This is a genomic window from Gracilibacillus alcaliphilus (genome assembly GCF_016909015.1).
GTDB lineage: Bacteria > Bacillota > Bacilli > Bacillales > Amphibacillaceae > Gracilibacillus > Gracilibacillus alcaliphilus.
This window is the reverse complement of record NZ_JAFBFA010000003.1, coordinates 190954-206016: the sequence shown is the minus strand read 5'-3', so window position 1 is coordinate 206016 and position 15063 is coordinate 190954. Positions and strand designations below refer to the sequence as shown.

General features: G+C 40.0%; 15 protein-coding genes. 11 read left to right on the top strand and 4 right to left on the bottom strand.

Annotated elements, in window-relative coordinates; all coding sequences use genetic code 11:
• The first annotated feature begins 59 nt into the window (after positions 1 to 59).
• Positions 60 to 530 (top strand): DUF5946 family protein, encoded by a 471-nt coding sequence (locus JOD18_RS03890; RefSeq protein ID WP_204667624.1) that lies wholly within the window; start codon positions 60 to 62, stop codon positions 528 to 530.
• A gap of 151 nt (positions 531 to 681) precedes the next feature.
• Positions 682 to 1350, top strand: a complete 669-nt coding sequence (locus JOD18_RS03885; RefSeq protein WP_204667623.1) for a hypothetical protein — start codon at positions 682 to 684, stop codon at positions 1348 to 1350.
• Positions 1351 to 1945: 595 nt separating this feature from the next.
• Here JOD18_RS03885 and JOD18_RS03880 read toward each other — a convergent pair.
• The 3 genes from JOD18_RS03880 to JOD18_RS03870 form a co-directional block, all read right to left on the bottom strand.
• Positions 1946 to 2497: a DUF2441 domain-containing protein gene (locus JOD18_RS03880; protein ID WP_204667622.1), complete on the bottom strand. Its 552-nt coding sequence runs from the start codon at positions 2495 to 2497 to the stop codon at positions 1946 to 1948.
• 113 nt (positions 2498 to 2610) lie between these two features.
• Positions 2611 to 3426 carry a CPBP family intramembrane glutamic endopeptidase gene (locus JOD18_RS03875; RefSeq protein WP_204667621.1) on the bottom strand — a complete coding sequence of 272 codons (816 nt, stop codon included), beginning with the start codon at positions 3424 to 3426 and terminating at the stop codon, positions 2611 to 2613.
• 148 nt (positions 3427 to 3574) lie between these two features.
• A complete protein-coding gene (locus JOD18_RS03870; protein WP_204667620.1) occupies positions 3575 to 3757 on the bottom strand; it encodes a hypothetical protein in 183 nt (60 codons plus the stop codon).
• 488 nt (positions 3758 to 4245) lie between these two features.
• Between JOD18_RS03870 and JOD18_RS03865 the strand changes: the two genes are divergently transcribed.
• The 5 genes from JOD18_RS03865 (at position 4246) to JOD18_RS03845 (ending at position 8594) form a co-directional block, all read left to right on the top strand.
• A complete protein-coding gene (locus JOD18_RS03865) occupies positions 4246 to 5193 on the top strand; it encodes an ABC transporter ATP-binding protein (protein WP_204667619.1) in 948 nt (315 codons plus the stop codon).
• Between the two features lies 1 nt (position 5194).
• Positions 5195 to 5932 carry an ABC transporter permease gene (locus tag JOD18_RS03860; RefSeq protein ID WP_204667618.1) on the top strand — a complete coding sequence of 246 codons (738 nt, stop codon included), beginning with the start codon at positions 5195 to 5197 and terminating at the stop codon, positions 5930 to 5932.
• The gene (locus tag JOD18_RS03855) at positions 5929 to 6612 is read left to right on the top strand and encodes an ABC transporter permease (protein ID WP_204667617.1); all 684 of its coding nucleotides are present in this window, start codon (positions 5929 to 5931) and stop codon (positions 6610 to 6612) included. Before JOD18_RS03860 ends, JOD18_RS03855 begins: the two co-directional genes overlap by 4 nt.
• A 225-nt stretch (positions 6613 to 6837) precedes the next feature.
• Positions 6838 to 7959 carry a sensor histidine kinase gene (locus JOD18_RS03850; protein WP_204667616.1) on the top strand — a complete coding sequence of 374 codons (1122 nt, stop codon included), beginning with the start codon at positions 6838 to 6840 and terminating at the stop codon, positions 7957 to 7959.
• 29 nt (positions 7960 to 7988) lie between these two features.
• Complete coding sequence (locus JOD18_RS03845; protein ID WP_204667615.1) at positions 7989 to 8594, top strand: response regulator transcription factor; 606 nt, start codon at positions 7989 to 7991, stop codon at positions 8592 to 8594.
• A 364-nt stretch (positions 8595 to 8958) separates the two neighbouring features.
• On the opposite strand, the gene JOD18_RS03840 is transcribed toward JOD18_RS03845, so the two are convergent.
• The gene (locus JOD18_RS03840) at positions 8959 to 9216 is read right to left on the bottom strand and encodes a hypothetical protein (RefSeq protein ID WP_204667614.1); all 258 of its coding nucleotides are present in this window, start codon (positions 9214 to 9216) and stop codon (positions 8959 to 8961) included.
• A gap of 346 nt (positions 9217 to 9562) precedes the next feature.
• On the opposite strand from JOD18_RS03840, the gene JOD18_RS03835 reads away from it, so the two are divergent.
• The 4 genes from JOD18_RS03835 (at position 9563) to phaZ (ending at position 15034) form a co-directional block, all read left to right on the top strand.
• The gene (locus JOD18_RS03835; RefSeq protein WP_338029484.1) at positions 9563 to 12133 is read left to right on the top strand and encodes a winged helix-turn-helix domain-containing protein; all 2571 of its coding nucleotides are present in this window, start codon (positions 9563 to 9565) and stop codon (positions 12131 to 12133) included.
• Between the two features lie 188 nt (positions 12134 to 12321).
• Positions 12322 to 13128, top strand: coding sequence for a glucose 1-dehydrogenase (locus tag JOD18_RS03830; RefSeq protein ID WP_204667613.1), 807 nt, complete (start codon positions 12322 to 12324; stop codon positions 13126 to 13128).
• Positions 13129 to 13144: 16 nt separating this feature from the next.
• Positions 13145 to 13978 carry an MBL fold metallo-hydrolase gene (locus JOD18_RS03825; RefSeq protein WP_204667612.1) on the top strand — a complete coding sequence of 278 codons (834 nt, stop codon included), beginning with the start codon at positions 13145 to 13147 and terminating at the stop codon, positions 13976 to 13978.
• A gap of 192 nt (positions 13979 to 14170) precedes the next feature.
• The gene (gene phaZ / locus JOD18_RS03820) at positions 14171 to 15034 is read left to right on the top strand and encodes an intracellular short-chain-length polyhydroxyalkanoate depolymerase (protein WP_204667611.1); all 864 of its coding nucleotides are present in this window, start codon (positions 14171 to 14173) and stop codon (positions 15032 to 15034) included.
• Positions 15035 to 15063 lie beyond the last annotated feature (29 nt).

Below are 15063 nucleotides of genomic sequence, written 5' to 3'. Positions count from 1 at the left end.
ACCGTTACCGGGATGGTTTATACTGGAGATAGCTTATCTGAATCAGAGGAGGGAAAAACGTGGGAGAATATTGTGCAGATTGTGGTGCTTTCCATACTGAGGGAAGGACATGTCAATCGATTTATCATGACTTTCTGGCTTTAGAGTTTGAGGACTCTGCCTATGGACAAGTTCATTTTCTTACTGTTGCCTGTTATATGATTCAACATAATGGTTATAGTGGTGAAGCGCTAGTGTGGGTGGAATCAAAGCTGGGTACGTACCTTATGTATAACCTCTCTGGCCCTGAAATACGGAAACTGGCAGCCAAAGATACCTCTTCAAGTATTCGAAACTGGGAAGTGAACAGACAGAGGGAGGCGCCTCCATTGCCAAAAGTATCTTGGTCTATGACTATTGCTGATGTTAAACAGCAAATGCATGATGCAGAAAGTTATTGTGAATTAATTATAGAGTGGGGACGCAGGACATGGCGAGAGATGGGGCCTTTGCTTCCAGAGAAGGATCAACAGAAGAGGCAATCGGACTGAGTGCTGCTAATGCAGTCCAGTTCTTCTTGAGATAACTTGAACAGATCGTTAGGATTTTCTGCTTCCTTGCATAATCTAAATGACACTTTTAATTTTTCCATCCACATTCTGATATAATGATAGTCCAAATAACTTCAAAGGTGGAGATAATGTGAAAAAAAGAATAGCCTGTTTACATGCACATTATTTAAATATTACCTACATCGATACCTCATTTTCTACATATGATGTTGAATTCATCCATTTTGTTGATCCGGCTCTCCTGTATCACATGACATCTAATGAACATTTCACCGTGGCAGAGGCTCAAATGAAAGTGAAGGAGCAAATTAAGTGGGTGACACAGTGTCATGCGGACGCTATTCTGATTACATGTACCAACTATATTGCTTTATTACAAGAAGAAGTGCTATCAATATCCGTACCTATTATAAAAGTGGATGAACCGTATTTTGAAGCCATATCTCGTATACAGCAGCCTCAAACGATTCTATTTACTAACCCAGCCACCGTTCAGGGAACAATGGAGCGGCTCCATCATCATGCAGATCAACAACAAAATTCCTTAGATATAGAGATAACAGTAATAAACGCTGCTTTTGAATTGTTGATGAAAGGTCAGCAACAAGCATATAATCAGGCAATCTTAGAGGCTGTACAAAATATAGAAGATAGAATTATTTCGGTTGCTCAGCTATCTATGGTAGAGGCTGCTAAGCAAGCAGAATATGCGACAGCACAGTCTATCATCAATCCTTTGGCTCCCTTAGTTGATGCTGTTGTAAACCAGCTACACTTAGAGCAGATCGCGTCTATGTAAGTGTATAATTAAAGAGCCAAAATCAATCAATTTCCCACCTGTTCCACAAGATAAACTATATGTTGTCCAAACAACTGTATCTCGTTGTTAAGCCAATGCCATTCCTGCTGTTGCCAGTGTTACCACAGCATGGTTCTTGTTTTCAACGCTCCTATTTTTGGCTGCGTTTTTCCTATACCATTCATTACATTTGTAACTATTACTGCTAAAGATTCCATGTAATACTAAAACCGTCTAAGACATACCTGCACCATGTGAAAAGTTTTGAAGTCGTGATCAGCGATTGTAAGGTTAGTGATTTGTCCAGGCCAAACTAAACTTAATCCGGCTTTAGAATTTGGGAGATTACAAGAATGGATTGATTAATTTACCTTTGCAGATTTTCACAGCATTATTTTAATCAGTTTATATGGGAGCAGGTTGTAAGTCAGTCTGCTGCACCGTTGCTGGTTAAAGGCTGTTTTTGTTGAAAAGTTGAATAGGAAATAACTTTCTTTGTATATTAAGAAAACATATAATTCGCGGTGCCATAAGATTTACACAATAAGTATGTCAAAGATAAGATCCATGCCAGCTCCGGCTTATCGTTTGTGCCCTATTGTGGAAATTCCTTTACTATTTCTATGACTTCTATATTGCCATCTATTAAGGTTTCAACTAATTTGTCTTTACCAAGTTTATTAGGTTTTTGACTCCAGTAGTAATCTGCATTTCTCTCATTTTCTTCAGAATTATCAGTTCCGTCAAATACATTATACGCATCACCATCAAATACCTTACCATCTGTTCGTAATTTAACTATTTGATAAACATTTCTACCACTATTTATAAATGAATCTGCCCACATTTCTGCGTCTGAAAAAGTTTTTGAGGTGTATAAACATGACATTCTAGAAGGGTATTTTGGGTATTTTTCCTTTCTAACCTTTTCCAACGCTAATTCTCTATATGTTCTAACAGTCCAGTATTCCAAATTTGAATTGATAAATTTGGATAAGTTATCAATAGGCTTGGCGCCATCTAATATATTTTTACAAGCCATAACTCGGTGATAGACACCATTATAATGGTGTTTATCAAATATTATTATTTGTCCAAGCTTCATAGGTTTTTCGGTAACTACATGGTACACATACAATTTATCCATTATGTTTTGCACCCTCCATTAAGCTATATTCTCAGTATACCTTATTTTCTCAGGAACATAAATGTTCAATACATTAGGGCGCGATTGTTGAAATATACAAAAAGAAATAGCCTCTATTCCGGATCTACTTCCTTCCAATCCGGTTCTTTTTTAACAAACAGTTTTAGTGTTACAATCGCAAAGGAAAACGGAATGATTCCCAAAATCACAATTTCCATAAGAGCTGGTGTCGAAGAAGTTAATTCTTGGTGATAAGGATTTCCAAACATTTGCTGCATCGTTTGAAAAGCTAAGTGAAAACCAACCGCACTCCATACGTTCTCAGTGATAACACGAATCATACCTATCACAATGGCAATTGCTAGAAAAAATACGATTCGATCAATACTAGGTGCAGCTCCAATAATTAAAGCAAACAATACAAATAACACACTCTGAGTTAAGACTGCCCTCCATTTGGAAAGGGAATTGTTTAAGTTACGATAAAAATAACCACGGAAAATAAGCTCTTCCGGTAATGCCTCAGACATAAATACAAGTATTACCAACACGATAACAGCAACTAACAGCTCTCCAAAAGAGGACTGAAAATTTACCTTTGTCCACCCAAACAAGGAAAAAATGATTATTCCTAGCAATGCTGGTATAAGATAGCTGAGCCCTCCATAAACAAACGGTTTCCACCCCTTTTTGAAAGAGGTAAGCCTTAATCCTGTCCAGGGCCGTTTGTCTAGATACTTACGTGCAACAATAATCAATGGAATGACCAAACTGAATATAAGTAATGCTGATAGGATGTGAGCTGTACGATTGTATTCTCCCTCAACTCCTATCCAGGCATTAACACCACTGGATATCCACCAAATGACAGAGATAGCTGTGAAAACAATAAGTATTCTCCATATGAGTGACAGACGTTGATGATTCATATATACACTTCCTTTTTTCTCAAACTTGTTTCATAAAACAAAAATCTTGCTCAATCATCCTCTTTACAGAACATAAACGAAAAGATCGTTGAATCATAGTGACATTTGTAATAACAGCATTACGCCCTTTCTAGATAACCTCTTTGTTTTATTTTTGTACTGTACGAAGAATTTCACCGCCATAAACGAAAGTGCCGTGAATCACCTTGAAGAGCAAAAGGAAATATCCTCTGCGTCGAATTAACTTTTTGATATCTCTATCAGCCATGTCTTTTTCAGTTTGACGATTAACCACTATTGCTAATCCTATTCTGAATAATACGGCAAACATTGGGTAAACTCTGCTGTTCCAGTAAGATGAAGCTTAAAAATTTACTGCCTGATCTAACACTGTACCACCAGCAGGACGAGTGTATACCCCTAGTTCCACATTGAACAGATAGAAGCCATTGCAATTAATAAAAGCATAAACCCTCTGGCAATGTCCGGGGCAAGAGAACGTTTGGAATAATTAGCAGCAGTCATTTTGTTATTTTGCATCATGTCACCTCACAAAAAAAGATTTGTGTATAGTATAATTTGAGTTTTCAGTGGTGAATAGTGACATTTGTAATTCATGTTGCTTTAAAATAAAGTTAAGCAGCGAGCGCATGTAGTCTGTACTTTCAAAAAAAGCGTTGTTTTCCTATACGTCTCACTAAGGTAATGAGGCCAGTTTTAAATCTACTAGTTAAGTTCGTTACATTTGTAACTATTACTGCTCATTATCTCCTGCGATAATAACATCATAAAACAAATTCATGAAGGGGGTTATCGTACATGATAATTGCGTATATGAACGATATCGTAAAACGATATGGCTCTTTTCGAGCTTTAGATCATGTAAATCTTGAGGTAGAAAAAGGTGAAATTCTCGGTTTGCTTGGGCCGAATGGAGCTGGCAAGACAACATTGATTCATGCATTGGCAGGATTGATTAAAGTAGACTCTGGTGATATCTCGTTGTTTGGGAAAAAATTGAATGATCATATCATGGAGATTAAACAACAGATAGGCTTGGTCACACAAGACATTACCATATTTGACGATCTGACCGCTCGTGAAAACCTGGAGTTCTTTGGCGGAATATATGGTTTGAGAGGGGCTGAGCTTAAACAGCGTGTGGATGAAACCCTTGCTTTTGTACGGTTAACCGATAGAGCGAAAAATCTGCCTGCTAAATTTTCCGGGGGAATGAAACGGCGTTTAAATATCGCTTGTGCGCTCGTCCATCGACCGAAACTACTGATTATGGACGAACCAACTGTAGGAATTGATCTGCAATCGAGAAATTATATTCTGGAATCCGTCCGTGAATTGCAAAAGCAGGGCACCACTATTTTGTACACAACGCATTATATGGAAGAAGTCCAATCCCTTGCTTCCAAAATTGTCATTATGGATCAAGGCCATGTCATTGCCAAAGGTACACTAGAAGAGTTGGTTGAAAATATTCAACATGAAGAAAAAATACATTTAGAAGTAATAGATGAGCCGACCAGTGAGACTTTGGAAGAACTGCGCAGCCTTAATGGCGTCAAACAAGTAATACACAACAAGAAGAAAATCCAGATCATTTCCAGTGGTGGTGCAGAAAACGTTGATAACGTGCTTGCCGTGGTTAAAAAGGCAGGAGGAGTCCGTTCGGTTACAGCAGAGAAGCCAACATTGGAAGATGTATTCCTTACCTTGACAGGGAAAACACTGCGAGATGGAGAGGAGGAATAACATGCTACTCAGATCTGTTTATTTTGCGTTACGGAGAATGCTCCGTGGTTATATTGGCTTTGTTATTTTAATTTTGCTCCCTTTAGCGATTATAACGGTGAACGGCTTTGCGATAGGGGATGAGTTTGTTGATGAGTATGGACGGACTGGAATGGAGATGATTTCCATAGGTATCATTATAGGTTTTCAACTTGTTGGAGGCTTTTATACAATGGAAACGATCAAAGGTGATCTGTTTTCTGAAAACAGATGGCGGCTACGATCCTTACCTTATCCGATATATATTCATGCTATTTCTATTGTGATAAGCAGTGTCCTGTTTAATATCCTAAATGGAACCATTATGGTGTTGTTCACCTATTGGGTCTATGGTGTGAATTGGGGAAATATAGGCTGGGCTGTTCTTGTCCTTATGTTTGTTTCTATTGTGTCACAGCTCGTATTTTTGATAGCTGTTACAGTCATAAAGAAATACAAAATTGCTGAATTAATTGGATATGCGTATCTTTTTCTCTTTATGATTTTATCAGGTTATCTGTTCATTCCGATTCCAGACATAGTGCTTATTGATTGGATTAATCGCTATATCAATCCATTAACACTTGGTGAGACAGCTATTATCTATAGAATGCAAGGGTTGGAAACGAGTGAAATGTATCTGAGTATGGGGATGCTGATTGTGCTTTCTATTATATTAACAGTATTAATCGTACTGCTTGGCAGGAGGCGGTTGACATGACTATTTTCTTGTTTACGATTAGACGCTGTTTCAGAAATATTATGAATATCATCTTATTATGTGTTTTACCTTTTATTGTCATTCTTATGCCGAATGAAGAGTGGACACTACTTCCGTTAGGTTTTCAGCTATATGGTGTTGTATTATTTTTTGCAGCAGCCAGAATTACCAGCATTATCATGGAAGATCGTACAAAAGGAGTACTGATGAGAATTGGGGTTGCCCCTGTTACACATTTACAATATCTATGGCAAAACTTACTGGCTTATTCACTTATTTTAATTGTACAGATCGTAGTGGTTATTGCTGGCGGTATTTTATATGGCCATGATTTAATTAATCCGTTCTTACTATTGGTGGTGTATGTGCTATTTGCACTGACAGCCATTGGTTTTTCCCTGGCTTGGTTTTCCTTATTCCGGCATAAAGAGACAGCTTTTGTGGTTTTAATGAGTTCCATTATGCTGATGACGATGGCAGGAGGTATGATATGGTCGGTTGAATTGATGCCTGAACTGTTACAACGGCTTGCTATGCTATTCCCCACTTACTGGCTAGCAGAATCACTAATAATTGTAGCTACTCAAGCAGATCCGACTGAGCTGGCAGTACCGTTTGTTGTGCTGTTGCTGTTTACAGCAGCGTTCCTTGTAATTGGCAGTAAACGACGGCTCTCTTAATTTCATCAGCGGTGCCAACTTCGTGATCAAACAAGTAAGTAGTTTCTTTGGATGGATTCACATGATACACTGGAAAAAAGAAGACAGCGAGACTTGTATCCGTTTTTTTACCTTGCTTCCCTGTGGTACAGTAGTGCCTGTTGGAGGAGAGCTTTCAATCAGCCTGAAGTTGGAAAATGGTCTTGCAGCAATCAAAAATTTGTATGGCAGAAGGGGAATCAGCATATGGAGCCAAAGAAATATGAAGTATGGACTCCGGTGACGTGCACCTTTATATGGCGGTCTTTAGCTATTCTTTTACTCTGTATCTTTTGGCTTTTTAGTGATGACAGCGAGGCAGGAGTACTCCTTTTGCTGTTTCTGGCAACGATATCTCTCATGAGATGGAGAATAGAGATGCCTGCTTGGACAACTATTTTTGATCAGGTCGGTTGTTTCATTATAGCTATCTTTTGGCCAGGTGCCTGGTTTGCCCTTGCTGTTCCAATTTTTGAAACGATGCTGAAAGGAAAGCCGTGGTTTATATTGCTATCTTTCCTTTTTTTATTCATGGAATCTCAGTATTCATTGGTATTGCTGACGGTTTTATGTTCTGCAGCAGTTACTGGAATGGCGATCTATAACTGGTCACAGGATGTAGAAGCATATAAAAAGGAAGCCGATCGGGAGCGGCGGCAGCGATTCGAGTTAGAGACCTTTAAGCGTGAGTTGCTGTTGGCCAATGTGCAGACAGCAAAAGTGGCAGAATTAGCAGAACGAAACCGCATTTCAAAGTCATTACATGATCATGTGGGTCATGAACTGACAGGAGCTATTTTGGCATTACAAGCATTTGAACAACTCTGGAAGGAAGACGATCCACAAGCGGAACAGGTTTTTTTAAAAGCAAAAGAGAGATTTTCTGAGAGTTCCCGTCACTTAAGAGAAACCGTTCGTAACATGAAACCAATACATGCTATGGGTCTGGAAAGCTTTCAAGGCATAGGGGAGCAATTTAATAAGTGTCCAGTCGATTGGGAGATTCACGGAGATACATCAAAAATCCCAGTCTATTTGTGGGGGATATTAGAGCCATGTTTGAAGGAGGCGCTGACAAATGTGGCACACCATACGGAAGCAACACAAGTAAAGGTTTCCTTGGATATCAGTGAAAGCATTATTCGTCTTTCCATATTCAATGATGGTGTGCTTCGATCCGCGAATGGAAATGGAATTGGACTTAGAAATCTGCGGCAGCGCGCGGAATCAGTCGGAGGGAGTTTGTCTGCTTCTGTCCTAAGAGAAAGATTTCAGCTTGTTTGTGTTCTGCCCCTGGAAAACGACGAAAAGAGACTTAGTGAAACCTAGCATAGTTAGAAAGGAAAGAGGGCTTGGAGATGAAGATAATTATTGTTGATGATGACGAGATGGTATATGAGAGTCTTCAATTACTGTTTTCCCGTGAAAAGGATATCAAGGTGATCGGAACAGCAAATGATGGTGCACAAGCTATTGCTGCTTGTGAAGCCTCACAGCCAGATGCTGTTCTTATGGATATCCAAATGCCAGGAATGGACGGTATTCAGGCCACCCGTGAGCTTAAAAGACGCTGGCCGCAAATTCGCGTGATGATGCTGACAACTTTTGAAGATGAACGGAATATAAGATTGGCTTTGTTGGCTGGTGCGGAAGGATATCTGCTTAAGTCGGCGCCAGTGCAAGATATGGCACAACAGCTTCGGGCACTGGATTCTGGGAGTTCCGTACTTCATGCCAATGTATTAAGACAGCTGACACAACCGGAAAAGAAGGGACTAGACGTTTTAACGACACGGGAAACCGATATCCTTCAGCTTGTTGCACAAGGCTGCTCCAACAAAGAAATTTCCAGTCAGTTATTTATCAGTGAAGGAACCGTCCGTAACACGATCTCCATTATTTTAGATAAATTGGAAGTACGTGACCGAACACAGCTGGCTCTCTATTATTGGCGGAGGGTGTAGAGGTTAGCTAAATTGGATAGTGCGGTGATCACGCCTGACTATGTATTTTTGTCGTTATCAGAGAATGACTTATTGTGAAGAAAAAAGGAATATACCAAATCTGAGAGTTTTCTTGTACAGCAAAACCCCCTTGCAAACAATGAAATAACGTTTGCAAGAAGGTTCTTATTTATTCTTATTAAACTCTTCTACCGTGACCTAAAGCTGTTTATTTAATATTTCTCTTCATAAATTCCCTTTTACTTCTCCTGTTCCCCTAGAGACCCCTGTATACTTTACTGATCCATCTTTCATCACTTTTTTTAATGAGTATGTTTTGTTTTCTTTTTAACTATTTCCCAACCATCACGCTTACAAAATCGCTCTATTTCTCTCCATGTAGGCATGTAATTAGCTGCTTGACTCCCTCAACATCATCTTGTAAAAAAATATTCATTATAAAAGGGAGATGGCTGCGTCGATTGGGAGATCTGGAATATAAGGAATAGTCATTCAAATAGTCTTCTGCATAATCAATGAGGAACTCGGCTAGATCAGTAACTGCTTCTTCTTCTGTTTCTCCATTGGCTACAATATCAAAGTCTCTAATGGATAAGGTAATAGTACCATCACTTTCGGGCAAAACTGACGCGTGAAAACGAAAGGAATCAAAAGCATGAGAAGTTGTTCTTTACTTAAAGCTGCCCATTCATATCGATTACGTTTGACGAATTGCGGGCCCTTATGAACACATCATCATTAAATTTCCCCCAGTTTTTACGCACATCTGTTGCTTTTAAGACTGTTTCCATTCGTTCTAGCAAGATAGACGAACCATAAGTAATCAACTAAAGAAATAACGGAGTAAATATTTCTTGTGTGTGTTCAAACAAGATAAGACAAATACATTTAATTTGGTATAATAGTAAAAAAGTAATAGTTACCATACGTTCATTCTCATTCATTGAATAAACAGGGAGTGATTGCACGTGATTATCATTGCCACCAAATTGCATATCCCCAAATCTCGAGCAGCACTTGTGGAGCGGACTCGTTTGTTTCATCGGTTAGATAAAGGGCTGGAGCATGAGCTCACCTTGATTACAGCCCCTGCCGGGTATGGCAAAACAACCTTGCTCAGTGAGTGGGCAATAACACTGGATCAGCCTGTTGCTTGGGTATCGATAGATCGGCGGGATAACGATCCTGCCCGATTCTGGGGCCATACGATTGCCGCACTGAAGCAAGCTTATCCGGATTTTGATGAACAGCCTGTACTTCGTCATGTCATCGAAGATAAGGCTGGAGACGCACTGGTTGCGGCACTTGTTAACGAATTGAATCGTATGCCACAGACACAGGTTATCATATGGGATGATTTTCATCTGCTGATTGATCCAGTGATTCTAGAGAGTGTTGTTTATTTGCTGGAACGGCTTCCTGCCCATGTCCATCTTTATATCACTAGTCGAGTGACGCCTTTATTATCTTTGTCGCGATTACGAGCAAGAAATGGCCTGAACTTGCTGGAAGCGAATGATCTCCGTTTCAATTCAGAGGAAACGACCGAATTCTTTGTTAAGAACGGCGCAATGCAATTGTCCTATCAAGAAGCAGCGGCTGTGCAAGAACGAACGGAAGGATGGGCTGCTGCGATGCGGCTAGCAGTCATGTCTTTGCCCGACAAGGCTGATTCGATTGCACTAGTTCAGAAGATGACTGGAATGGAGCGTGATATTTCGAACTACTTTTTCGAGGAAGTGTTTTCCTATCAATCAAAAAGGATGCAGCGCTTTTTAATGCAGACATCGATTTTAGAGCGAATGACTGGTGAACTTTGTCGAACGGTGACTGGAATGACTGAGAGTGAAGCATATTTGCAGCAATTGGAGCAGAACAGTTTGTTTCTTGTCCCTTTAGATGAACAGCAGGAATGGTTCAGGTATCATCATTTGTTTCAAGCATTTTTAATAAGACAATTGAAAAAAAGTAAACCGCTCGAATGGCAAGGGTTTCATCTTACTGCAGCAAGATGGCTGGAGGAGAATGGCTATCTTGATGAGGCAATTGAACATTATTTAACAGGGGAGGATTATGAAGCGGCGCTTTTTTTATTGGAAGTAAGGACACCAGAATTGATGATCCAAGAATGGACAACGCTGGGGGGATGGCTTAGTTCCATTCCGGCAGTATTATTGTTTACCAAGCCCAAACTGCTGCTGGCCAAAATCGCTGCTCAGTATTTATCAGGGCGGGTCGAGGCCTCTAATGAAGCGTACTGGCAAGCTGTTCGCAAGCTGGAAGAAGACAATTCCTCTCTTTCTCCGAAGGCCATTCAGACATTGCAAGCGGGTCTTCCCTTTTTGGTTGCATTCCGCACATTTTTAGATCGAGATTTTGAGTTCGTCGTGCAATATTCAAAGGAATATGTCGCAAAACATCCAGAAGGGGATTTATTCGTTGGATTTGGCAATGGTCAAGATGGTTATCATCCGGTTTGGGATATTTATGTATCTGATGATAGTTTGAATCTGACCGAAGAAGTAGTTCTTCCTTTGCTGTCTATTTGGTCTGAAACAGGACAAGTATATTTTATTGCTCATCTCCATATCGATTTTGGCAAATTACAGTATGAACGTAATGATCTGCATGAAGCAGAGCGGTATATGCGCAAGGCATATGATATCGGGAAATCGTATGGTAATTTGAGTCTTGTGATCATAGCTGAACTATGGCTTGCCCGCATTGCAGCTGCACAAGGAGATTGGAAAGCTGCGAATGGCAAGCTGCAAGAATTAGGCAAACAAGATATATTGGAAGCGAATACACATTTGTCAAGGCGGATTTCATTGGTTCAGGGAACGTTGGCAAAGATGCAAGGAACAAAGAAATATATCAATCAATGGATAAGAACAAGCGGCTTAAGATATACAGATGAAATCCCGGCATCCATGATGGAGGAATACAATCTATTGGCCGTCTTCTTGGCAGAAAAGGGACAAATAGAACAAGCTACGGCGTTAATAGAGCGGCTGATTCGCCACGCAAATAAGACGGGTCGGCAAGGTGAACAAATCCGTTTACTTATATCGCAGAGCAGAATTCTTTCTTTACAGGAAAAGCAAGCACAATGCATGGATGTATTGGAGGAAGCTCTGGCCTTGGCATGGCCGGAGAATTATATCCGTATTTTTGTGGATGAAGGAGCTGCACTCGGAGAATTATTGAATCGATATATTAAGCGGCGTCAAACGCAACATCACCGTCCTAGCAAAAAAGTCCCTCTGTCATATGTGAAACAATTGCAACGACTCATTTTTCCACTCGGAACAGAGACTCACGAATCCGCCTTGGTAAATGGGTATAAACCCTCTATCACGCGAAAGGAACAATCTGTTCTCCATCTGATGGACAAAGGACTTTCTAATAAAGAAATGGCCAACGAACTGGAGGTTTCACTCTCCACTATCAAAACACATATTAATAATATTTATAGCAAACTACAGGCCAAAAACCGATTGCAGGCGTTGGAACGTGCCAGAACATACGAATTGTTCTGAGTCGTTCTTTTTTTTGAATCAAATCTAAATATTTCCCTTTTTCTGAGTGATAGGGTTGACTACCGCCAGTATGAAAAAGTTCAGCGTTGATTGGACTCTTTTCATATAAAATGGTCAACTCATCCTATCATTCGCCTATTTATAACTGGCGGTGTCCCGGAAGTCATGTTACATTGGAGGCAGGTAAAGTGGCATTGACTAATTTAAGAAAAGAGGGATCATTCATGTCCAATCGGCTGATAGGGAAAGTTATTGTCATCACCGGTTCAACCCAAGGGATTGGTAAAACAATTGCTCATTTTTGTGCAAAAGAAGGAGCTTATGTAGTAGTTAATGGGAGAAATAGTGAGACTGGAAAAGCGGCGGCAAAAGAGATTGAAACAATGTATGGCACAAAGGCAGTTTTTATCCACGCAGATGTTTCCACAGAGGCGGCTTGCCGGGAATTAATAGAAAAGACGATAGCTTATTTTGGCCGGATAGACGGCTTGGTTAATAATGCTGGTATTTTTCCGCGTGGTACCATTTTAGAAACAGAAGAGCCGGATTTCGATGCCATCTTTGCTGTCAATATGAAAGGTGCCTTTTTCTGTTCTAAGTATGCCATTCAAGAAATGTTAAAGACAGGCGGGGGTTCCATCGTACAAATTGGCTCTACCAATGCTTATAAAGGAGCAAAGGAATTAGTGGCCTATTCTTGTTCCAAAGGGGCGATGCTTACCCTGAATCGAAGCATTGCTGCCCATTACGCAAAAGATGGTATCCGTTCCAATTGGGTGACGGTCGGCTGGGTTGCTTCTAAAGGTGAAATAGAATTACATGAAAGCATGGGAATCAGTGAAGCGCAATTGAAAGAACGGGCAAAAACTGCTGTTCCGACGGGGGAAATGCAGACAGAAGAAGATATTGCCCATGGTGTGATGTATTTACTTTCCGATGAATCGAAACAAGTAACAGGTACAGAGCTCGATATAAATGGCGGGCTTGGATTATAGAAGGGAGATTGATAAAATGAACAGTTCAGAAAGAGGTCAAGCTATTTTACAAGAAATAAAAACGACTAATGTACCACAAAATATGTTAGCCGTTTGGTATCTCGGTCAAGCTAGTATAGTAATCAAAGGACACGATCATAAGGTTATAGCCATTGATCCGTATTTAGACTCGGTACCTTATCGTAATTTTCCACCTCCTTTTAGTGGGCAGGAGCTAACGGGTGTAGATTATGTTTGCATTACTCATGACCATATTGATCATCTGGATCCAGTCACAGTGAAGGCAATGACAGCAGTAAGTAAGAAAACGAAATTTATTGCACCGCCATGTTGTGAGGAATTATTAAAGACGTGTGGTGTCGCAGATGAAAATATCATTCAAGCAGATACCAACCATCCGTTGATGGAATCTGGTATAGAGATAAAAGCGATTCCGGCCGCCCATGAAACGTTTGAGTATGATAACAATAAGCAGCATCGTTTTGTCGGTTATATGATCGACTGGCAAGGTGTTAAGCTGTACCATGCTGGTGACACCGTTGTGTATGACGGATTAGTAGAGTTATTAAAAGAAGAGCGAATTGATCTAGCTTTCCTCCCGATAAATGGCAGAGATTATTTCCGCAATCAGAAGAATATTATCGGAAATATGGATGTACGAGAGGCAGCGGAATTAGCTGTGGCAGCAGAAATGAACACAGTGATTCCGATACATTATGATATGTTTGCAGGTAATACAGAATGGCCTGGCAGGTTTATCGATTACCTTTACGAGCACTATCCATTTCAAAAAAGTCATGTTTTAGCCAGGTTTGAACGATATATATTTGTATCCGAAAAGGCAATATGACAGCGGATACAGCTGTGTGATTGGAATTAGCTATAAGATTCGAGTGGAAAATAATGCAACGATGCAGTATCAACAATGAATAGCAGTTCAGCAATGCTTATTTCGCCGCAGCGAACCAGTTGCGGTGACTGGATATGGATTGAGACAAGAATCAGAAACTGTACATCTAATCAAACAAAAAGGAGGGCATGTATGAATATTACTTTAAGCAATGGCGAGAATCTTTCCTATGTAAAAAGAGACGGCGGGGAGCGTGTTTTACTACTAATCCATGGAAATATGGCATCGTCTGTTCAATGGGATTTATTACTTGAAGAAATGGATCCTGCTTTTACCATCTATGCCGTTGATTTACGTGGTTATGGAAAATCAAGTTATCATCAGCCAATCGATACTATAAAGGATTTTTCTGATGATATAAAGCAACTTGTTGACCAATTAGATTTGCGGAAAGTTTGCTTGATGGGGTGGTCAAATGGTGGCGGTGTAGCTATGCAGTTTGCTGCTGATTACCCAGAACATGTCGATAAAATCGTTTTGCTCTCTTCCATGTCTACACGAGGTTATCCGGCTTTTCAGACCAATGGTGAAAGAATTCATTCGAGGGATCAAATTGTAACAGATTCGGGCTTAAATATGATGGTAGAGGCCCAACAAAACAATAATCAGGCGTTTTTCAAAGCGGCTATGGATCAAGTGCTTTATTCTGTTAATCAACCGACAGAAGAACAGTATCAAACCTATTTAGAAGCCGCAACACAGCAACGGAATACATTAGATGCTGCCCATGCAGCAAATGTGTTCAATATAAGTACAGTATCTAATGGTGTGGTTGATGGAACTGGTGACATACAGAATATCTGTGCCCCTATTCTAGTAATCTGGGGAAGCCATGATCTAATAGTATCAGAAGAGATGACACTTGAAATAATAGAGGATTTCAGACAGGCAGGAATTAACTTCCGTTATGCTCCAATAGATGCAGGACACGCTTTGCTGGTAGATAATGTAGAAGCAGTTCTGGAAGAAACCTATAAGTTTATTAATATCGCATAATAGCATGTATCTATTTTTATCGGTATGTT

Excerpts from the sequence above, each read along its gene's own strand:
- JOD18_RS03865 (WP_204667619.1), top strand. The coding sequence starts at position 4,246 with ATGATAATTGCGTATATGAACGATATCGTAAAACGATATGGCTCTTTT.
- JOD18_RS03875 (WP_204667621.1), bottom strand. The coding sequence starts at position 3,426 with ATGAATCATCAACGTCTGTCACTCATATGGAGAATACTTATTGTTTTC.
- JOD18_RS03825 (WP_204667612.1), top strand. The coding sequence starts at position 13,145 with ATGAACAGTTCAGAAAGAGGTCAAGCTATTTTACAAGAAATAAAAACG.
- JOD18_RS03850 (WP_204667616.1), top strand. The coding sequence starts at position 6,838 with ATGGAGCCAAAGAAATATGAAGTATGGACTCCGGTGACGTGCACCTTT.
- phaZ (WP_204667611.1), top strand. The coding sequence starts at position 14,171 with ATGAATATTACTTTAAGCAATGGCGAGAATCTTTCCTATGTAAAAAGA.
- JOD18_RS03845 (WP_204667615.1), top strand. The coding sequence starts at position 7,989 with ATGAAGATAATTATTGTTGATGATGACGAGATGGTATATGAGAGTCTT.
- JOD18_RS03870 (WP_204667620.1), bottom strand. The coding sequence starts at position 3,757 with ATGTTTGCCGTATTATTCAGAATAGGATTAGCAATAGTGGTTAATCGT.
- JOD18_RS03860 (WP_204667618.1), top strand. The coding sequence starts at position 5,195 with ATGCTACTCAGATCTGTTTATTTTGCGTTACGGAGAATGCTCCGTGGT.
- JOD18_RS03880 (WP_204667622.1), bottom strand. The coding sequence starts at position 2,497 with ATGGATAAATTGTATGTGTACCATGTAGTTACCGAAAAACCTATGAAG.
- JOD18_RS03855 (WP_204667617.1), top strand. The coding sequence starts at position 5,929 with ATGACTATTTTCTTGTTTACGATTAGACGCTGTTTCAGAAATATTATG.